Source organism: Psychrobacter sp. ANT_H3, assembly GCF_027919975.1.
Classification (GTDB): domain Bacteria; phylum Pseudomonadota; class Gammaproteobacteria; order Pseudomonadales; family Moraxellaceae; genus Psychrobacter; species Psychrobacter maritimus.
In genome coordinates this window covers 16,387-35,853 of sequence record NZ_JAQISM010000026.1, presented here as the reverse complement: position 1 = coordinate 35,853, position 19,467 = coordinate 16,387, and the positions used below count along the sequence as shown (strand labels likewise).

At 42.4% G+C, this 19,467-nt stretch carries 18 protein-coding genes; 12 read left to right on the top strand and 6 right to left on the bottom strand.

The window, feature by feature from the left end; translation table 11 throughout:
- Nucleotides 1-198 precede the first annotated feature (198 nt).
- Together ppk1 and mtgA are read right to left on the bottom strand one after the other, a co-directional pair.
- Nucleotides 199-2,508 carry a polyphosphate kinase 1 gene (gene ppk1 / locus PG901_RS12125; RefSeq protein WP_271134572.1) on the bottom strand — a complete coding sequence of 770 codons (2,310 nt, stop codon included), beginning with the start codon at nucleotides 2,506-2,508 and terminating at the stop codon, nucleotides 199-201.
- Nucleotides 2,509-2,677: 169 nt separating this feature from the next.
- Nucleotides 2,678-3,364: a monofunctional biosynthetic peptidoglycan transglycosylase gene (gene mtgA, locus PG901_RS12120; protein WP_201563101.1), complete on the bottom strand. Its 687-nt coding sequence runs from the start codon at nucleotides 3,362-3,364 to the stop codon at nucleotides 2,678-2,680.
- Nucleotides 3,365-3,698: 334 nt separating this feature from the next.
- Here mtgA and PG901_RS12115 point away from each other — a divergent pair, with 334 nt between their 5' ends.
- The 7 genes from PG901_RS12115 (at nucleotide 3,699) to PG901_RS12085 (ending at nucleotide 9,460) form a co-directional block, all read left to right on the top strand.
- Nucleotides 3,699-4,028 (top strand): glutaredoxin family protein, encoded by a 330-nt coding sequence (locus tag PG901_RS12115; RefSeq protein ID WP_271134571.1) that lies wholly within the window; start codon nucleotides 3,699-3,701, stop codon nucleotides 4,026-4,028.
- 66 nt (nucleotides 4,029-4,094) lie between these two features.
- Nucleotides 4,095-5,282: an alpha-hydroxy acid oxidase gene (locus PG901_RS12110; RefSeq protein WP_271134570.1), complete on the top strand. Its 1,188-nt coding sequence runs from the start codon at nucleotides 4,095-4,097 to the stop codon at nucleotides 5,280-5,282.
- A gap of 265 nt (nucleotides 5,283-5,547) precedes the next feature.
- The gene (locus tag PG901_RS12105; RefSeq protein WP_271134569.1) at nucleotides 5,548-6,546 is read left to right on the top strand and encodes a rhomboid family intramembrane serine protease; all 999 of its coding nucleotides are present in this window, start codon (nucleotides 5,548-5,550) and stop codon (nucleotides 6,544-6,546) included.
- Nucleotides 6,547-6,622: 76 nt separating this feature from the next.
- Complete coding sequence (locus tag PG901_RS12100; RefSeq protein WP_271134568.1) at nucleotides 6,623-7,435, top strand: MipA/OmpV family protein; 813 nt, start codon at nucleotides 6,623-6,625, stop codon at nucleotides 7,433-7,435.
- 223 nt (nucleotides 7,436-7,658) lie between these two features.
- A complete protein-coding gene (locus tag PG901_RS12095) occupies nucleotides 7,659-8,045 on the top strand; it encodes an AAA family ATPase (RefSeq protein WP_271134567.1) in 387 nt (128 codons plus the stop codon).
- A 9-nt stretch (nucleotides 8,046-8,054) separates the two neighbouring features.
- On the top strand, nucleotides 8,055-8,579 hold the full coding sequence (locus tag PG901_RS12090) for an ATP-dependent nuclease (RefSeq protein WP_333780712.1): 525 nt from the start codon (nucleotides 8,055-8,057) through the stop codon (nucleotides 8,577-8,579).
- Between the two features lie 74 nt (nucleotides 8,580-8,653).
- Nucleotides 8,654-9,460, top strand: coding sequence for a hypothetical protein (locus PG901_RS12085; RefSeq protein ID WP_271134566.1), 807 nt, complete (start codon nucleotides 8,654-8,656; stop codon nucleotides 9,458-9,460).
- 125 nt (nucleotides 9,461-9,585) lie between these two features.
- Here the strand turns inward: PG901_RS12085 and PG901_RS12080 are convergent, their stop codons facing one another.
- On the bottom strand, nucleotides 9,586-10,017 hold the full coding sequence (locus tag PG901_RS12080; RefSeq protein ID WP_271134565.1) for an ACP-like domain-containing protein: 432 nt from the start codon (nucleotides 10,015-10,017) through the stop codon (nucleotides 9,586-9,588).
- 374 nt (nucleotides 10,018-10,391) lie between these two features.
- Nucleotides 10,392-11,795, bottom strand: coding sequence for a class II fumarate hydratase (gene fumC, locus PG901_RS12075; RefSeq protein ID WP_201563121.1), 1,404 nt, complete (start codon nucleotides 11,793-11,795; stop codon nucleotides 10,392-10,394).
- Nucleotides 11,796-11,936: 141 nt separating this feature from the next.
- On the opposite strand from fumC, the gene PG901_RS12070 reads away from it, so the two are divergent.
- Nucleotides 11,937-12,659, top strand: coding sequence for a 5-formyltetrahydrofolate cyclo-ligase (locus tag PG901_RS12070; RefSeq protein WP_271134564.1), 723 nt, complete (start codon nucleotides 11,937-11,939; stop codon nucleotides 12,657-12,659).
- A complete protein-coding gene (locus PG901_RS12065; protein WP_271134563.1) occupies nucleotides 12,656-12,910 on the top strand; it encodes a hypothetical protein in 255 nt (84 codons plus the stop codon). Before PG901_RS12070 ends, PG901_RS12065 begins: the two co-directional genes overlap by 4 nt.
- Before the next feature lie 140 nt (nucleotides 12,911-13,050).
- Here the strand turns inward: PG901_RS12065 and PG901_RS12060 are convergent, their stop codons facing one another.
- The gene (locus PG901_RS12060; RefSeq protein ID WP_271134562.1) at nucleotides 13,051-14,412 is read right to left on the bottom strand and encodes a Na+/H+ antiporter family protein; all 1,362 of its coding nucleotides are present in this window, start codon (nucleotides 14,410-14,412) and stop codon (nucleotides 13,051-13,053) included.
- A 113-nt stretch (nucleotides 14,413-14,525) separates the two neighbouring features.
- On the bottom strand, nucleotides 14,526-14,672 hold the full coding sequence (locus PG901_RS12055; RefSeq protein WP_271134561.1) for a hypothetical protein: 147 nt from the start codon (nucleotides 14,670-14,672) through the stop codon (nucleotides 14,526-14,528).
- A gap of 170 nt (nucleotides 14,673-14,842) precedes the next feature.
- On the opposite strand from PG901_RS12055, the gene lon reads away from it, so the two are divergent.
- The 3 genes from lon to PG901_RS12040 all read left to right on the top strand — a co-directional run bounded on the left by lon (nucleotide 14,843) and on the right by PG901_RS12040 (nucleotide 19,350).
- Nucleotides 14,843-17,362 carry an endopeptidase La gene (gene lon, locus PG901_RS12050; protein ID WP_442966914.1) on the top strand — a complete coding sequence of 840 codons (2,520 nt, stop codon included), beginning with the start codon at nucleotides 14,843-14,845 and terminating at the stop codon, nucleotides 17,360-17,362.
- Nucleotides 17,363-17,502: 140 nt separating this feature from the next.
- Nucleotides 17,503-18,621 (top strand): META domain-containing protein, encoded by a 1,119-nt coding sequence (locus tag PG901_RS12045; protein WP_271134559.1) that lies wholly within the window; start codon nucleotides 17,503-17,505, stop codon nucleotides 18,619-18,621.
- Nucleotides 18,622-18,792: 171 nt separating this feature from the next.
- Nucleotides 18,793-19,350 carry a superoxide dismutase family protein gene (locus tag PG901_RS12040; RefSeq protein ID WP_271134558.1) on the top strand — a complete coding sequence of 186 codons (558 nt, stop codon included), beginning with the start codon at nucleotides 18,793-18,795 and terminating at the stop codon, nucleotides 19,348-19,350.
- Nucleotides 19,351-19,467: the final 117 nt, after the last annotated feature.

Below are 19,467 nucleotides of genomic sequence, written 5' to 3'. Positions count from 1 at the left end.
CTTTATACTTATCATCATTCTCAATAGAGATTATTAACACGAAAAAGCCAAGCGCAGATTAACTCTATGCTTGGCTTTGATTTAAAATATTTTGATTAAGAATGTTAAAGGTTCATACTATCTAGGTTCACCCAAGATAGCAGTAAGCAACGCTAATAAAAGCAGATTAACTAAAAACTGACTATTAAAGCCATTTCGCTAAACTGACTCGCCAACGCGGTTAATGACTTTTAACAAATAATCTTGCGCGATATGCGGCAGCTCACCTGCAGCAGGTTCAATTTGATGCCAAATGCCATTACCGTCAAGTGTCCACGCTTGCACATTGTCTTTCAGGTAATTTAATAACCCATCTTCATAAATCTGTTTAAACAGCTTCTTATCCTCAATGGGAAACGCTACCTCGACGCGATGGAACAAGTTGCGATCCATCCAATCGGCACTGCCGCAATATAAGCGCTCATCCCCATCGTTATGGAAATAATAAATACGCGTATGCTCCAAAAAACGCCCGATAACAGAACGCACAGTGATATTTTCAGACAACCCTTTTACTTGCGGGCGCAGGCAACACATTGAGCGCAAAATTAGCTCAATTTTAACCCCTGCTAGTGACGCATCATATAATTTATCAATCAGGCGTCGCTCGGTCAGCGCATTAACCTTAACCACGATATGAGCGCGCTTGCCTGCCTTGGCATGGGCAATTTCATCATCGATAAAGCTCATTAGCTTTTCATGCAAGGTAAACGGCGCATGCAGGAGCTTTTTCAAATTGGCAGGTTTGCCCATCCCCGTCAGCTCTTGGAAAATTTTATGCACATCTTCTGAGATATCGGGGTCGGCACTAAATAAACCATAATCGGTATAAACTTTGGCATTGGCCGCGTGATAATTACCAGTGCCTAGATGCACATAACGACGGATTTTATCGTCTTCACGGCGAATGATAAGCATCAGTTTGGCATGGGTTTTGTAGCCAACAATACCGTAAACCACGACCGCGCCAGCTTCTTGCAGATAATTGGCAACCGCGATATTAGACGCCTCATCAAAGCGGGCGCGTAATTCAATAACCGCCGTGACTTCTTTACCATGACGCGCTGCTGCCGCTAGGGCTTTGACGATTTCTGAATTGGTACCTGAACGATATAGCGTTTGCTTAATGGCCAATACTTTTGGGTCACTTGCCGCTTGCCATAATAGATTGATAATCGGTGAAAAGGCATGAAACGGATGATGAACCAAGACATCGCCTTTACGCATCGCCGCAAACATGCTGGTCGCTTTATCGAGCTTATCGACTTCACGGCGAAATGGTTTGGGTACGACATAAGTAAAAGGCTGATAACGCAGTGCTGGAATATTAAAATCAAACAGCAAGCGCGTTAAGTTCACCGGTCCATTAACGCGGTACAATTGATTGTCATGCAGCTCAAACTCATTGAGCAAATAATCACTAATGGGCGTTGGACAATCGGTGGTGACCTCTAAGCGCACCTTGTCACCAAAGCGGCGGTTTTCAAGCTCGCCTTCTAAGGCTTTGGCAATATCATCGACGTCGTCTGCCAAGTCCAAATCGGCATTGCGTGTCAATCTAAACTGATGGCAACCCGTGACATTCATACCTGGGAATAGCTCACCGATATGTTCATGAATCACGGCTGATAGCATCACATGGTGCTCTTTACCACCTGTCAGCTCATCAGGCAGACGAATCACGCGCGGCAAGCTGCGCGGTGCTGGTACAATCGCCAAATTGATATCGCGGCCAAAGGCATCTTTGCCTTCCAAGGTAGCGATAAAGTTTAGGCTTTTATTCACTAAACGTGGAAATGGATGCGCAGGGTCAATACTGATAGGTGTTAATACCGGTGATACTTGCTCGGTGAAATAGCGCTTCATCCATGCCGATTGCTCGCTATTTAACTCGTCCCGTTTTAAGTAGCGAATATCTTCTTTGGCAAGTGCGGGCAGGATATCTTCATTTAAAATACGATATTGCTCAGCGATGGCAGCGTGAGTGATAACGGATATCTCTTCTAATACTTCGCTTGGGCGCATACCGTGGACACTGGTCGATACATCACCCAGATTGAGTTTTTGCATGATACCGGCGACGCGAATCTCAAAGAACTCATCGATGTTAGATGAAAAAATAATTAAGAAAAATAAACGCTCTAATAAAGGATGACGCGAACTGGCTGCCTGCGCTAAAACCCGCAGATGAAATTGTAATAATGACAAGTCGCGATTGATATAGCTGCTCGGTGAATAGCTGCCATCTTCTGAACGTTGCCAGTCAATGTCAGTCAGGTTCTCAGTTAAGACCTCAGTTAAACTGTTAGTCGCACTATCGGTTAAACTATTAATAGAATTGTCACTCACTTCATTGTCACTCACTTCATTGTCACTCACTTCAATAAGGCTTGGGCTTATTTCATTGTCAGTTTTTATACTCATATCAATACTGTCATTAACTTCATGCTTATTATCTATCTCTGCCATCTTCCCACTCCTTTAGCGTTATCGATACGCCATCATCTTTTATTTTTATACTCAAACACGGTTCAGAAGTTTTTATACTAATTTTTTAGAGCGGCTAATTTTACATCCTATAACATAGCACAATTAGTCTTACTGCTATTTGAAATCACTAACAGTTTAAGCGAGCAAGCTAAGCCGATTGTGGCAAGACGGCATTTTTCATCCGTTTTTTAATGATGCGTTGTTTGTTACGCAAGCGTTTGTCGCTTTGATGACTTTCATAGTATTTCGGATTGGTCAGCATGGCGATGAGTAAAGCAGATTCGTCACGGTTTAGGTTGGCAGCTGATTTATCAAAATAATGATGGGCGGCGGCATCGATACCATAAATGCCATTGCCAAACTCCGCCACATTGAGATAAGCGGTCAAAATGCGCTGCTTATCCCACAAAGTTTCTATCATTACAGTGATAATCGCTTCCTCAGCTTTACGGCTATAAGAGCGATGCGAAGTGAGAAACAAGTTTTTGGCCAATTGCTGGGTGATCGTTGAGCCGCCCGCTGACATTTTGCCAGTTTCTTCGTTCTTTTTCTGTGCTGCCTTAATGCCTTTCATATCAAAGCCATTATGCTGGCTAAACGTCGAATCCTCACTGACAATCGCCGCTTGTTTGGCAGATTTGGCAATGGCGTCATACTCAGCCCACGTCTGGGTGACCGTGCCGCCCGTTAAACGATGGGTCAGCATAAACATACTGTTATTAATCGGCTGGGTTTTCCAAATCAACAGTAACCCTGCGACCAATATATGGAATGCCACGACCAACAACATGAATGCCAATAATAAACGTTTGATAAATTTGCCAAAACTTGTCATGCGTGCGATATCCGAGTGGTGAAAAAATAGTCATATAAAAAGCGGCTGTCTACAAATGGCGCGCTATAAACGGCAAGCTATCAATAAGATGCTAACAATGCGCAATGATAAATAGCAGGTCATCTTACCTAATCTCACAATCGCTGTCATTATTTACCCCATTTCTTTATCATGTAAATAGTGTTAAATAATATCAATGCCTTTGCTTAAATTACGGAAGATAAATACTTAGCATTAGACATTATTAGCGCTAGACATTATAAACAGACGTTAGAAGCAAATATCTTAAAAGGTAGCAACTATCAAAAATAGAAATCAGTATAAGAGTAAAAATATGGATAATGATAATGGCAATTGTAATACGATACCAACACTACGGGCACGTATGATTGCCGCCAACCCCAATCTTGGCACGGACGAAAATCAGGATAAATGGTGGCTACTCGGCACCTCTGGCTGCCATCTTTGTGACGTCGCAGAACAGTTGCTCACCCAGTTTCAAGCGGTGCAGCCGATAAGCTATCAGCTTGTCGATATTGCCGATTTTGATGAGGCGCTTATGATGGAGTTTGCTACCACGATTCCTGTGATATTGACGCCGTCAAAACGCTTGAATTATCCGTTTTCAGTGTTGGATTTGCAGCAATTATTAGTAGCGTCATAAAGCAGTCTTTATAAAACAACCAGCATAAGAGCGCTATTATAAAACAATCATAATAATGAGAAACCTATGAAAGATTTAAAGAAAATAACGGAAATTGAGGACTTGCGCCGTGTTGCCGAGCGTAAAGTACCACGGATGTTTTATGATTATGTCGATTCAGGCTCATGGACTGAGACCACTTATCGCAACAATGAAACCGACTTTGACCGTATTAAATTGCGCCAACGGGTTCTGGTCAATATGGAAGGGCGCTCGCTTGCCACTGACATGCTGGGCTCAAAAGTCAAAATGCCCGTTGCTATCGCACCAACTGGTTTTACCGGTATGATGTGGGCCGATGGTGAGATTCACGCCGCACGGGCAGCGGAGAAATTTGGCGTGCCCTTCTCGCTTTCGACCATGAGTATCTGCTCTATCGAAGATGTGGCAAAAAATACCAGTGCGCCGTTTTGGTTTCAGCTGTATGTGATGCGCGACCAAGAGTTTATGGCAAACCTGATTCGCCGTGCTAAGGCGGCCAATTGTTCCGCGCTTATCTTAACCGCAGATTTACAAGTCCTCGGACAACGCCATAAAGATATTAAAAACGGTCTTTCTGCGCCGCCAAAGCCTACCCTTGGTAATATATTGAATCTCATGACCAAGCCACAATGGTGCATGAATATGCTCGGCACCAAACGGCATAGCTTTGGCAATATTGTCGGTCATGCCAAAAACGTCGAGGATATCTCATCGCTCTCAGCATGGACGGCCGAACAGTTTGACCCTGCGCTGAGTTGGGATGATGTCGCGCGCATTAAAGATATGTGGGGCGGCAAGCTCATTATTAAAGGTATCATGGAACCTGAAGACGCCATCTTGGCTGCCCGTAGCGGTGCCGATGCATTAGTCGTCTCAAACCATGGCGGCCGCCAGCTCGATGGGGCGCTGTCCTCCATTGCCGCGCTTGCTGATATCGTGCAAGCGGTACGAGCAGAAAATAGCAATATTGAGATTTGGCTCGATAGTGGCATTCGCTCCGGCCAAGATGTGCTCAAAGCGTTGGCTGTAGGCGCTACTGGTACGATGATTGGTCGCGCGTTTTTATATGGGCTTGGCGCTTATGGCGAAGATGGCGTGCGCCGTGCGCTAGAGCTTATTTATAACGAGTGTGATATCAGCATGGCGTTTTGCGGTCATACCGATATCAATCAAGTGACGGATGACATTTTGGTCAAAGGCACTTATGAGAACCTTAAAACTTATGCTTATTAAAAAGCTAGTCCTTATTAAAAAACCCAACTTTATTAAATATTGATATATTCAGTTCAATGTAAAAAGGATATGCTCAAAATAGCGTGCTGCTAGAATAAGTTTTCCTTGCTTGCTGTGTGCTTCGCACTCCAGAGGCTTCGAAAAATTTATTCTAGCAACCCTATATCGTTTTGAAGTTGAATCGACTATAACCCACTTATGGGTGACACGCCCTAACCCTAGCCTTTATACTCTACTTATAATTTTTTATTGATAATTTGCGTTTATGACCATTCAACAATTATTAAAAACCGCGCCCGTCACCACTTTGCTATTAGTCAGCTTTATCGGGCTATTTATAATACAGGTGCTGAGCGGCGTCGATGCCAATAATCCATCGACTGAAGAATTACTAAAATGGGGTGCCAATGCCTTGCCTTATACCATGGACAGTGAACCATGGCGCTTGGCAAGTAGTGCGTTTTTGCATATCGGTCTGATGCATTTATTGTTTAATGGTTTTGCCATGTATTTCTTTGGGCAAATCGCCGAGCCGATGTTTGGCTCAGCGAAGTTTTTGGCGTTATTTTTACTCGCCGCAATCGGTGGCAACCTACTGAACAACCATATTACGTGGCAAGGCATCTTAGATGGCACTGGACAACCCGGACTATCGGCGGGCGCGTCTGGCGGTATCATGGGTATCGGTGCCGCGCTATTGATAGCCGCACTGTTTAAAATATCAGTCAATGGTATGGTGCTCAATCTGAAAAGCCTAATCATTATTATGGGCATCAATTTGGTATATGGCTTTGCCGTACCGGGTATTGATAATGCCGGTCATATTGGCGGCGCGGTCACGGGATTGGTGATTGCATTGGCGTTTGCCATTGCCTACCGTCAGCGGTTGGCTGCTGCGCTACAGAATGTACCTAGCGCACCTCAAGACATTTATCAAACGACGTATATCAATTCTCCCGTAAGTAGCGATACTGACTTTTCCACCCCCCCTTCTACCTTCGCTCCTCGCTTTGATAATGAGGGTAATTTTGATAATAACAGCAGTTTTAATCACGACTCTGCTGTAAACTTACCTATAAATGTGAATGCTAATCACGCAAGCCTTAATCACAGCAAATTTAACGAACAACAAACAGCGACCAAATCGACGCTTATTTGGCAATTGCTACCGTGGCTGGTCATGCTGCTGATCAGTATTGGTTTTATATGGTGGTGGCAAGATATTCATCAGCAAATATTACAAGTGCTAGCAGCCATTGAGTAAAATGCCAGACTTATTTATTATTCTATTTATCGACTCTGTTTTTATCATTTATCCCACCCACTTATGAGAGCAAATCATGTTTAAATCATCAGCGCTATCGAAACCGTTGACGCGCACTGTGCTTAGCGCATTGACCGCCACTGCCCTATTTAGTGTCGCCAGCATCTCTAATGCCGCACTGTTTAAAAACAACTTACCGACTGATAAAGATGCCATTTTAAGCGTCGGCGTCAACGTCATGGCGGTCAAGTCGGCTTATAATTTGGAAGACAGCACCGACATAAAAGTATTGCCGGGTGTGTTTTATGATAACAACAGAATCTATGCACGCGGTGCGCAAGCGGGTGCTTATATCATCAATGATGGCACCAATCAGCTAGCCGCTTATGCTCAGCTCGATGGCAGTGAATTCGATCCTGATGATGCGACTGGCGCGCTGCAAGGTCTGGATAAACGTAAGGCTTCAGCCGCTGCCGGTCTATCGTATCTACGTCGTACGCCTGTGGGCGGTTTCCGCCTGCAAGTTGCGACTGACGTTTTAGATAATAGTGGCGGCAATACGGCGCGCTTGACTTACCTTGCCAAAATCACTAAAGATAAGCTGACGGTCTATCCAAGCATTGGCTTTGAATATCATGATGCTGACTACAATAACTATTATTATGGCGTTAGTGCGCAAGAGTCAGCGAAGACAGGCATCGCTGCTTATGAGTCAAATAATAGCTTAAATCCTTATATCAATATCAGTGCCAACTATGATTTCAATGAGCGCTGGGCAGGCTTTGCCAATCAAAGCTTAAGCTATCTGCCAAATGAGCAATACGATAGCCCGATGGTTGACTCGCGTACTGATGCAACAACGACGCTAGGTTTGCTTTATAAGTTCTAATTAAGCGCAATATCTAAGATAAAAAAAGACCTTGTCGCGTTATGTGATAAGGTCTTTTTATTTAATAGCTTTAAATGTAGAGTGCGCCTAGCGTACTGATCAGAGTCCTAATGATCATAATCAGTGATTGGGAGGAACCCTACACTACGTATTTTTTAAAACATAAGTTTAAATTTGCTATAGTTACTTCTATTTATTGCTCACAAGATATTTGAGAAAAACCATGAAGATTAGATCCATACAAATCAAGAGATTCCGCTCGATACTTAACCTCAAATTAAATTTAGACTCATTAGAGCACATCACAACAATATGTGAAGCTAATAATGCTGGAAAGACTAATGTTCTAAGAACTATAAACCTATTTTTCAATCCAAAAGACTATAAGGCAAGTGAAGACTCTCCAAATCACAAATTTAATGGTTCTAGGGGAGGTAAAGTTTATCCTGAGATTTCAGTAGACTTTGAAGATAACAATATAATATATAGGATTACCAAGGCTTTCGATATCGAAGGTATAAGTAAAATTACTGGTGAAAAGATATTATTAACCAAAGAAAAGCTGCCTCTAGATGATAGCTCAATCAACTCTCTACTTAATAAAATATAGTTTTTCTACATACCTTCAATTAATATCTCATTCCCTGATCTTATTAATAATTTAATTGAAGAAATCTATGACTTGGAATACTCAAATTCTAGATTTAGTGGTTTGAAATCTGAGCTGAAAGTATCATTTGATAACTACGTAAATGGATTAGTTGAAATCCTAAACTCATTAGCAGAAGAGATCAACCCTACATTTCAAGAATTTAATGAAAATTGGGAAGTTGGTTTTGAGTATGTGTCAGATATTAAAAAATTCAGAGATCTAATTTCAAATGATGTAGATTTCTTCTTCAACGATAAGTCAAACCGTAATATTGAAGCAAAAGGGTCTGGGCTACAAAGGCTTGGTTTTATTTTAATGCATAGTAGAATATTGAGTAAGATTAAGAGTAAACAGCCAATATTACTTATTGATGAACCAGATATTTACTTACATCAAGGTTTGCAAAAAAAACTGAAAACTCATTTAGAGAACTTGTGTCCTAAATCTCAGATTATTATAACTAGCCATTCACCAATGTTCATTGATAGCTAAGAAACACATTTTTATTAGATTTAGAAATAGGAGAAAAGACATTTTATAAAAGAACCAATAAGAGTTTCTATCCATTGAATACATGCTTAGTAGACATTGAGCAATCAACTGGTAACCAAAAAATTCGTGAGTATCTAGGTATAGAATTAGATGACTATGACTTATTGAGTGATTACAATATAATGGTTGAAGGTGATTCGGATAAGAAGTTTATTGAAGAGACTTCCAAATTTTTCTCGATCAAAAGTGCGAATATAATACCTACTCACGGTGTGACTAAGTATGAAAAATATTTAGATTTTTACGATTCTTTTTATACGGATAAACCTATAAAGCCAAAAATTCGATTGATATTTGATAACGATGTTGCAGGTAGAGAAGAATACAAAAAAATATTCAAAAAAAATGCGAAGAATAGCTATCAAAATCTAGAAGTTATATGTGAGTTTATTCCAAATTGCTTTGGTGAACGACCAAATCATGACGAAGTTGTGAAAAATAACATCAAATCAAACTATGAAATAGAAGACTTCATTTACCCTGAAATATTAGTTGAAATTGCAAACAACATACTAGCTAAGAAGGCCTTTAACAAAGTCCCTTGGAAAGATATTAGTAAACGATTAGATGCCAACTCACATAAAAACAAAGGTATTCTATATAATTTTGATTCAATCAAAAATGATAAAAACCTCGAAAATGGACATCAAATAGACTGCACTAACGAACAAGTTAAAAAAGGCATTGCTATTTCTTATGAGTTAAAAGGCAACAAAAATCTTTCAAAAAAATTCCAAGAATATGATATAAAATATCCCGAAGTAAGAAAATATTTGATTGAAATAGCTATACCAGACGATTTAACGCTTACGCCTCAATAACGTTTAGTACATATAGTACACAGGCAAAAAGCAGGATTAACTATTAGACACTCAAAATAAAAGACCTTGCCACATTACGTGACAAGGTCTTTTTAATTTCTCTAAACCTATCAGCCTGCTAAAAACTAGCCTTTAAGCTTTCTAATAGAGGCAACATTACAGCCTTTATAAAGGATTTCACTGCTGGCATCTTGGATATTAGCCGATGATTTATGATAATTATTTAAACGCAGTGCGCCAGTCATAATACTAAAGTTTTCTTCATCACCAAACACGGTATCAACCATGTCAGAACGACCTAAGTTAATGGGTAAAAATCTTTTTTTGCCATTCAGATTGGCTTCTGCAAAGGTCGGTAGGTTTTGCTTGTTAAAACCATAAGTCACGCTAACTTTCTTGTTGTTTTGGCAAGTATAGTTGACCTGTCTGTGTTTAACAGCGCTATCATAACTCTCGCTTGGTTCCATTACTTTGTCCGAGTAAGCCATGGCAGAACCAGAACCCAACATTGCCATCAAAATACCAGCTGATGATAAAGCGGCAGTTAATTTTTTCATAAAATCACCTCAATTATATAATTAGAATGGTCATAGATAAGAAAAATTATGGACGTTAGCGGCGGACTATTTTTAGTTGGTCTGATTGTTCGCTCTTATTGTCTTTGTCGTGATTTAGAACGATTATTCACGAGTTCTTATCTATGCGCTCATTATAAGCAAAGTTTTTGTTGATGCTGTTATAACTATTGGTTTGCTTGTTGTCTGAGCGTAAGACATTGTTTCTCTCAATGTATGTGCTTCAATTGATAGACAAAAAAAAGACCCTGCCCATTCCTCTATAAAGGATGGTAAGGTCTTTTTATAGCTTAAAATATCAAATTTAAAAATCTGAGTAGTTAGAAAGACTAGGCTAATCAGGTTTTGGATCGATATTAAGAAGGATGTACCATATCAGCTGGCGTTACCCACTCATCAAACTGCGCTTCAGTTAACAGCTCTAACTCAACGGCAACTTGCTTCAAAGTTTTGTTTTCTTTATAAGCAGTCTTGGCGATTTTTGCTGCGTTTTCATAACCAACATGACGGTTCAATGCGGTGACTAGCATTAACGAGTTATGTAAGAAATCATCGATTTTGTCTTTGACTGGCTCGATACCAACGGCACAGTTTTCATTAAAGCTGTTGCACGCATCACCCAATAGCTTGATAGATTGCAATAAGTTAAAGGCAATCACTGGCTTATAAACGTTAAGCTCAAAGTTACCTGACGCGCCAGCCATGCTGATCGTAACGTCGTTACCCATGACTTGAGCGACAACCATGGTCATTGCTTCTGATTGGGTTGGGTTTACTTTACCCGGCATGATAGATGAGCCTGGCTCATTTTCAGGAATCGTCAACTCGCCTAGACCACAGCGAGGACCTGATGCCAACCAACGTACGTCGTTAGCGATTTTATTTAAGCTACCTGCTAGCGTTTTTAGTGCGCCAGAAGCAAATACTTCAGCATCACGAGCCGCTAGTGCTTCAAATTTATTTGGTGAGGTGACAAATGGCAAGCCAGTCAAGGTTGATAACTGCTCAGCTGCTTTTACCGCATAATCAGGGTGAGCGTTTAGACCTGTACCAACCGCTGTGCCGCCTAGTGGCAATTCATATAGACCTTGTAGCGCGTTATCAATACGAGTCAATGAATGGTCAAGTTGGCTCACATAACCGCTGAATTCTTGACCTAGGGTCAAAGGTGTGGCGTCTTGTAGATGGGTACGACCGATTTTAACGATGCTATCAAATTCTTTGGCTTTTGCGTCTAGTGTATCGCGCAATGCTTTTACGGCTGGAATTAATAAACCATTTATTTCACGAGCAGCAGCAACACGAATCGCGGTTGGGAAGCTGTCGTTGGTAGACTGTGCATGGTTGACATGGTCATTTGGATGAATTGGCGTATAGCTGCCGCGCTCATTACCAGCAATCTCATTAGCACGGTTGGCCAATACTTCGTTCATGTTCATGTTTGACTGCGTACCAGAACCAGTCTGCCATACAACCAATGGGAACTGATCCGTTAGACCACCGTTGATGACTTCGTCAGCAGCTTGAACGATTAAGTCGCGCTTATCGCCTTCGATACGCTCAAGGCTCGCATTGGTAATCGCAGCGGCTTTTTTCACTAGGGCCATTGCTTCAATCATCGGACGTGGCAAAGTCTCGCCACCGATTTTAAAGTTCTCGCGGCTACGCTGAGTTTGCGCGCCCCAATAAGCATCAGCTGGGACTTCCACGTTGCCCATGGTATCTTTTTCGGTACGAGTTGCCTGATTCTGTGTCGACATAACTACCCTCTTTGATGGTTTGTTGTATAGCTGCTTTGAAAAAAGTGCAACACACGCTGCACATAAAGGAAAATACGATGTAAAGTGGCGTTATGATAGCATGACTTATCACAAATTTCTCCAAGTCCGTGAGGCTAACTGATGTCTAAAAACACCAGCCAACAACAATCTGCTACTGCATTATCTGATTCGCTTTCTAAGTTATCGGCTGATGACGCTTGCTCTAAAAAGGATGTCAAAATTGCTAACAGCTTAAGTAATCCGCCTAGACGACAATTTACGCGCCAGCGTCGGCAATTAACGGCTGGCGAACGTAGACATTACGCGCGCATGGCAAGCTTGCATTTAATCAAGTTGCAACAGCGCTTACCATCACGTGCGCGTATCGGCTTATATTACGATGGCTTTGGTGAGCTGCCCACTCAGCCACTGTTGGACTGGTGTCGATGCTTAGGCTATTTACCTTATCTGCCTGTGGTTGGTTCGCTCGGTCGTACTAGAAATGGTAATGATGATAAACGTTTGCGCTTTGTGCCTATTTATCAGTCGAAACTGCTGAATATACCGACGCGCATTCATAGCTTAGGGATGAAACAAAACCATCACCGCCGATTGCTTTGGGCACACGAATTAGATGTGATTATCTGTCCGCTCGTGGCGGTTGATAAAAGCGGCAATCGTATGGGGATGGGTGGCGGTTTTTATGACACGACACTTGGTAAAAGCCATCGAACAGGGTTAAAAAAGCCGTTAAAAATCGGTTGGTGCTACGACTTTCAAGTGGTAGAGCAATTAGAACGCCAACCATGGGATGTACCATTAGATGGCATAATTACGCCAAGTGGCTTGAGGTGGTTTCGATGAAAGATAATAAACAATCTATCGACGCTAACTCTAGCGCAGAAAATGTCGAACAGCATCTGCAAGAATTAGAGAAAAAGGATTATGAGCTGCTATATTATAGTCAAGAGCAGTCTTTTAATGCTGATGAGCTAGCACGACTTATTAATGAAAAACGCTTAAACGAATTACTGGCGCAAAGTGATGAGTTTTTGAGGGGTTTAAAGAGTGAGATTAAGGATTTTGACGAGGGCGATATTAATAGTGACGAATGAATAATATCGAGCAATTTGTAGGGTGTGCCCTACGCAACTGAGAAAAATATAAATTAAGCTTTTATAAAAAATCAAAAAAGGCGAATGATTATAAAATCACTCGCCTTTTTTATATCTATTATCAAAGTTTAGATTATTAATTAAAGCACCATCGCGGCAATCCAACCAAACACCAATAACGGAATATTGTAATGGATAAAGGTCGGCACCACACTGTCTTTGATATGGTCATGCTGACCGTCAACGTTTAGACCAGAGGTTGGTCCAAGCGTCGAGTCTGACGCAGGCGAACCGGCATCACCAAGCGCGCCAGCTGTACCAATAATCGCAACGGTTGCTAAAGGTGAGAACCCTAAAGAGATACATAGTGGTACATAAATCGCCGCCAAAATAGGAATAGTCGAAAATGACGAACCAATACCCATGGTCACAATCAAGCCAATCAATAGCATAATAAATGCGGCCATCGCTTTATTACCCGCAAACAATGACGCCGCGCCATCAACCAACGGCTGAATCTGTTCGGTCGCTTTCATCACTTCGGCAAAACCTTGGGCGGTAATCATAATAAAGCCAATCATCGCCATCAGCTTGATACCGTCATTAAAGACCGTATCGGCATCACGCCATTTGACCACGCCGGTTGCCATAAAGACGCCAAAACCAAACATTGAGCCCAGTAATAATGAATCAGTATAGAGCTGTACGACAAAGGCGGTAACGATAGCAATCAGCGCAACAATGGTTTTAAGCTTGCTTTGCGTTTGTGCGCCGGCTGCGGTTTTGCTTAAAGCATCTTTTTCTACTACCGCATCGCGAGCTTGTTTATCGATGGCTAGCTGCTGATACTGGCGCGGCTTACGATAGCTGATAAATACCGCCACTAGCAAACCAACGAGCATGCCAAGTGCCGGAATCGCCATAGCTTTGGTGACCGAAATATTCGATACATCAATACCGGCTTCACCGACGTTTTTTAGCATGATTTGATTGAGGTAAATATCGCCAAAGCCATAAGGGATAAACATATAAGTGGTCACAAGACCAAAAGTAATCAGACAGGCAATCAGGCGTCTATCGATTTGCATGCGGTTAAAGGCAAGCAATAAAGGCGGTACAAGCAGTGGAATAAAGGCGATATGAATCGGGATTAAGTTTTGGCTAAAGCAGCTCATGGTAACCAGACCGGCAAACAGCATGTATTTAATCATGCCGCTGGTGCCACCGGCATCAATGCGCTTGATGACCGCCCCTGCCAATGACTGCGGCAAGCCCGAATGCGCAATCGCTACTGCAAAAGCACCCAATAAGGCATAAGACAGCGCGATTTGCGCGCCATTACGGATACCTTCTTGAAAGGCATTTAAGGTATCGGTCATGCCAAGACCCGCAATCAACCCACCTGCCAGCGCCCCGATTAATAAACTGAGTACCACGTGTACCCGCGCTAAAGACAGCCCTAGCATGATGACTACCGCTAGTAGCACCGCATTGATGGTCATATTCTCGCCCCTTACCCTATGTTTTGTGGCCCGCTATTGACACGCTATTGTCACATTGCCGACCTATTTATTTCGCCCTAGCGTTTTAACTCACACGTTAATCCATATAGTTGCTATTTGAACGGAGCGGTTAAGACGCGCGTCATTTTACCTGATTTTAGCCATAAAGCCCACGCGCAAAACCTAGCAGACATCAGCGACAATGCAAATAAAGGCGCAATATTCTCCTTGCGGTTGGTCATATAGCCTTGCAATTTCATTTAGCAGCACCATTTATCTAAACATGAACCACTAACTTGACTTTACAAGTCTGGTGAACGAGGAAGAATATATGAGTGAACATAAAATTGCCCAAGACAATATCGACATCGATGTCGACGTTTCATCTAACGTTTCTGATGATACTGCGCTAAATACTTCATCTGACGATATGTTGGAAAACGAGTCGGCGTCTGAAACGGTTAAAAATGAAACTGTCGAAGACAATGAGAGTAAAGACAGCGATTCTGAAGACATTAAAGCTAAAGACGCTGAAGAAAACTATCTACCGCTACTGGCATTGCGCGATGTGGTTGTTTATCCGCATATGCAGATTGCCTTGTTTGTCGGTCGTGCGCCCTCGGTAAAAGCCGTGGAATTGGCACAAGCCGAATATGGTAATAAAGTATTGGTCGTGGCACAAAAAGACTCGCTGACCGAAGATATTGATCAAGACAACTTGTATCAGTACGGAACTGTGTGCCGCATCGTCAGCACCATGCCGCATGATAGCGACGAGAATTGCATCAAAGTATTGATTGAAGGTCAATACCGCGCGCGCGTCAATAACATTGAAAATCATGACGAGCTATTGATGGCAAGCTTTGACCGTGCTGACCTCGATGTCAGTATGGATGAGAGCCAGCAAAAAAACACCATCCAAGCCTTAACGACGTTGTTTGAAGGCTATGCCGACGCTCGTCTACGTAATGCTCGTGAGCTAACTCGCGTAGCAAAACGCATCGATGATTTGCTTGAATTGGTTTATTTCATCTCAACCCGCGTGTCGATGGATTTGGATATTAAGCAGTCGTTTTTAGAAGAAGACGATATCAAAACCCATATCAATACCTTGACCGAGTACTTGGTTAAGCAAAGTGCTGAACAAAATATCGAGCAAGATATCCAAGATGCGGTTCGTCAGCAGATGGAAGACAACCAGCGTGAGTACTTCTTAAACGAGAAAATGAAAGCCATCAAGAATGAGCTGTCAGATATGAATGACGGTGCGTTCGATGGTGAAGACGATGTAGCTGAGCTTGAACAACGCTTAGAAGATGCTGACTTGCCAGAAGATGTGCGCAAAAAAGCAGAGCAAGAGCTGAAGAAACTCAAAATGATGCCACCTGCATCGAGTGAATCGTCAGTGGTGCGCAACTATATTGAGTGGATTTTGGATACGCCGTGGAATGCGACGACCAAAGTTTCGATTAATTTAGAAAAAGCTAAAACGGTATTAGACGAAGACCATTATGGTTTACAAGATGTAAAAGACCGCATCTTAGAATATCTCGCCGTACAGTCGCGGGTGAAAAAACTGCGCGGTCCGATTCTTTGTTTAGTTGGTCCTCCGGGTGTTGGTAAAACCTCGTTGGGTGAGTCGATTGCGCGCGCAACCGGTCGTAAGTTTGTGCGTATGGCGCTCGGCGGCGTCCGTGATGAAGCGGAAATCCGTGGTCATCGCCGTACTTATATCGGCGCGATGCCAGGTAAAATTGTGCAGTCATTGGCTAAAGTCGAAGTTAAAAACCCGCTATTTTTATTAGATGAAATCGATAAAATGGCGCAAGACTTCCGCGGCGATCCAGCGTCAGCCTTGCTTGAAGTGCTCGATCCATCACAGAATGATACCTTTAACGACCATTATTTAGATATGGACTTAGATTTATCGCAAGTGATGTTTATCTGTACCGCCAACAGCATGGATATCCCGCCTGCCCTGCTTGACCGTATGGAAGTCATTCGTCTACCGGGTTATACCGAAGAAGAAAAGGTCAATATTGCGCAGAAATATCTTGTGCCAAAAGCGATTAAAAACAACGGTCTCAAAGAAGGTGAAATTGAGATTGTAGAAGCGGCATTGCATAGCATCGTGCGTAGCTATACCCGTGAAGCCGGTGTGCGTAACCTTGAGCGTGAAGTCAATAAAATCTGCCGTAAAGTTGTTCGCGGTTCGGTTGAAACCCATGGCGCACGTGCTCCGAAGAAAGCAGAACGTCAGCTAATCGTGGTCGATGACAAAAACATCGATGACTATCTAGGCGTCCATCAGTACGACTACGGTCTAGCAGAAGAAGAGCCTGAGATTGGTCGTATTACAGGTCTTGCTTGGACACAAGTCGGTGGCGAGCTATTAACCATCGAAGCGGTGGCGATGAAAGGTAAAGGCGAGCTAAGCTTTACCGGTTCACTCGGTGATGTGATGAAAGAGTCGATTCGTGCAGCAATGAGCGTGGTCCGTGCTCGCGGTGATAGCTTAGGGATTGATTACGAAACCTTTAAAACCACTGACGTCCACGTGCATATGCCTGAAGGCGCGACGCCGAAAGATGGTCCTTCTGCTGGTGGTGCGCTCACGACAGCGCTGGTTTCTGCCTTAACTGGCATTGCCATTCGTCCAGATATTGCGATGACAGGCGAGATTACCTTACGCGGTAAAATCCTACGCATCGGTGGTCTAAAAGAGAAGCTGCTTGCTGCGCATCGCGGTGGTATCAAGCATGTGTTGATTCCAGCGACCAACGAGCGTGACTTGGCTGATATCCCTGACAACGTCAAAGCGGGTCTGACCATTCAGCCAGTAGCGACGATTGATGAGATATTAAAAGTAGCATTGGTAAGTATGCCAGTGCCGCTTAAACCAGCTAAAGTGACGGTTGATAAAACCTCAAGCAAAGCGCTGCATAACTAATCTGATTAGTTACTAATCCCGTCTTAAAAATTAAAGAGCCGCTCATCGTCATGATGGGCGGCTTTTTTTGGTAATAATAAAAAACAATCTGGTTAAGACCCTGTGCTATATTTTAGACAAATGTTTATTTGGTAATGAAAATGACTTTAAACCGCTTAACTCTATCCTTATTGCTCGCTATCTCTTTTCCGGCAGCGCTAATAGGTTGTCAGTCCACACTTATTAAAAGCCCTCAACAAACGGATACAGTAGATAATACAACCGTCAACACCATCTACCCTACTGACAAGGCTGTCATAAGTGAAGCGCAAGTAATGCAATGGGTAGCTCATTATGACTGGCAATTGGCGCAAGTAATTAATCAAAACGGTAACATAGTCGATATCGAAAATTTTGCACCGATTATCTTATTAATAGAACCCAGTGCAGTCAGTTTTTATCAAGGCTGTGAACAGTATATGATGGATTTTCATTCGATGTCCGCCCCACCTTACCCCTACTACTCTCATCTTGCCAAAGTTCCAACAACCTGTAACGATGACAATGACTTTGACAATGCCCTTGATAATAAAACTGTGATTACAGAGGATAATAGTATTCAATCGTTATTTGTTAAGTACGCACCTGTTAGGCTTAATTTTGAGTTATTGCCAACTTCGCATTTAACATCAGAATCAGCGCCAGTCGCCATACAAGCTGCCCCTAAACGTTTGGCACTTAATATCGAAAACGGTAATCGCTTAATTTTTATAGGTTCACCTAAAGCATTAGCAGCTCCCACTGGATTGCCCATCACTAACGAGCTTTTGGAGAAATATCATTGGACGCTGGTGAGTGCCGTCAGTAATACTTATGATGCAAAAGGGGAATTAACTAGAAAACCTTTGGGCAATTTTTATCACCCCGATCACCCTATTTCAGCGAGCTTTGAGAGTTGGCCTAACAATCAATACGCATCCTTTAGCTCAGGCTGTAACGGCTCACGCGCGCCCTATTTTTTACTCAATGATAATACTTTCAAAGTCGGCACTATTATTAGCACTGTAATGGGCTGCGGTGAGACAGGCAATAGAATCGAGTCCGCTTTGTTTGATTTGATGCGTGATAGCAGCAGTCAGCTAACATTAAGCTTGCAATCTTCACAACCGACATCGCCAACAGCAGACAATCAAACCGATATGCCTCGTTATAATTTATTGCAAACGATGGCAACAGGCGAAACCTTAGTATGGCAAAACGAAGTAAAGAAAATACCGTAAACAACTTTCAAACCCATACGATACTTACATTTATTAACCGATTGTTGCGCATTTGATGAATAACTATATCTAACGCTTGGCTATACTGGTTGCGGTATTAGACAATATTTGAATATCTTAACTAAAACTATAGAAACTCATCATAACGATTAAATATAAATGGAGATAATAATGAAAAAGACGATGCTTGCAAGTGCCCTATTATGTGGTTCAGCGTTGGTAATGACGGGTTGCCAAACCGTCGAAGGTCAAATGCAAACCGGTAATCCACTGAGCCAACCTGCGCTAAAATCTACTATCAATGCAGTCGCTGGTAATAAAAATGAAGTGGGTCAAGTATTCCTACGTCCAGTTGATGGCGGCGTACAAGTCTACGGTAAGCTTATGAACCTGCAGCCAGGTAAAACGGTATCACTACACATCCATGAAACGGGTAGCTGTGCTGATATGGGTAAAGCGGCAGGTGGTCACTTTAATCCAGATAATAAACCGCACTCTCACCCTGATGATATGAATGGTCATGCGGGCGACTTGCCGAACTTAACCGCCAATGCCGATGGTGTGGCTACTATCAACTTTGTAAATAAGAAAATCTCCGCTGCTGATGCCGGTAAATATAGTGTTAACCGTCTAGCCTTTATCGTTCATAGCGGTGCTGATGATTATAAGAGCCAGCCAGCTGGTAATGCAGGCGATCGCGTTGCTTGCGGTATCATCGAAAAGAACTAATCGTATTTAGCCCATAACTTTTAAATCTCAATACTGTTAGTATCATTAAAATTGATAGCATAAAAAAACCTCTTAGATTATCTAAGAGGTTTTTTTATTTGAAGTGATTTATGGTAA

Bases quoted from the DNA above. Each gene is read 5' to 3' on its own strand.
- PG901_RS12100 (WP_271134568.1), top strand. From the start codon at position 6,623: ATGTTTAAATCATCAGCGCTATCGAAACCGTTGACGCGCACTGTGCTT.
- PG901_RS12105 (WP_271134569.1), top strand. From the start codon at position 5,548: ATGACCATTCAACAATTATTAAAAACCGCGCCCGTCACCACTTTGCTA.
- PG901_RS12115 (WP_271134571.1), top strand. From the start codon at position 3,699: ATGGATAATGATAATGGCAATTGTAATACGATACCAACACTACGGGCA.
- PG901_RS12060 (WP_271134562.1), bottom strand. From the start codon at position 14,412: ATGACCATCAATGCGGTGCTACTAGCGGTAGTCATCATGCTAGGGCTG.
- PG901_RS12110 (WP_271134570.1), top strand. From the start codon at position 4,095: ATGAAAGATTTAAAGAAAATAACGGAAATTGAGGACTTGCGCCGTGTT.
- PG901_RS12065 (WP_271134563.1), top strand. From the start codon at position 12,656: ATGAAAGATAATAAACAATCTATCGACGCTAACTCTAGCGCAGAAAAT.
- mtgA (WP_201563101.1), bottom strand. From the start codon at position 3,364: ATGACAAGTTTTGGCAAATTTATCAAACGTTTATTATTGGCATTCATG.
- fumC (WP_201563121.1), bottom strand. From the start codon at position 11,795: ATGTCGACACAGAATCAGGCAACTCGTACCGAAAAAGATACCATGGGC.
- PG901_RS12080 (WP_271134565.1), bottom strand. From the start codon at position 10,017: ATGAAAAAATTAACTGCCGCTTTATCATCAGCTGGTATTTTGATGGCA.
- PG901_RS12095 (WP_271134567.1), top strand. From the start codon at position 7,659: ATGAAGATTAGATCCATACAAATCAAGAGATTCCGCTCGATACTTAAC.
- ppk1 (WP_271134572.1), bottom strand. From the start codon at position 2,508: ATGGCAGAGATAGATAATAAGCATGAAGTTAATGACAGTATTGATATG.
- PG901_RS12045 (WP_271134559.1), top strand. From the start codon at position 17,503: ATGACTTTAAACCGCTTAACTCTATCCTTATTGCTCGCTATCTCTTTT.
- PG901_RS12040 (WP_271134558.1), top strand. From the start codon at position 18,793: ATGAAAAAGACGATGCTTGCAAGTGCCCTATTATGTGGTTCAGCGTTG.
- PG901_RS12070 (WP_271134564.1), top strand. From the start codon at position 11,937: ATGTCTAAAAACACCAGCCAACAACAATCTGCTACTGCATTATCTGAT.
- PG901_RS12055 (WP_271134561.1), bottom strand. From the start codon at position 14,672: ATGAAATTGCAAGGCTATATGACCAACCGCAAGGAGAATATTGCGCCT.
- lon (WP_442966914.1), top strand. From the start codon at position 14,843: ATGTTGGAAAACGAGTCGGCGTCTGAAACGGTTAAAAATGAAACTGTC.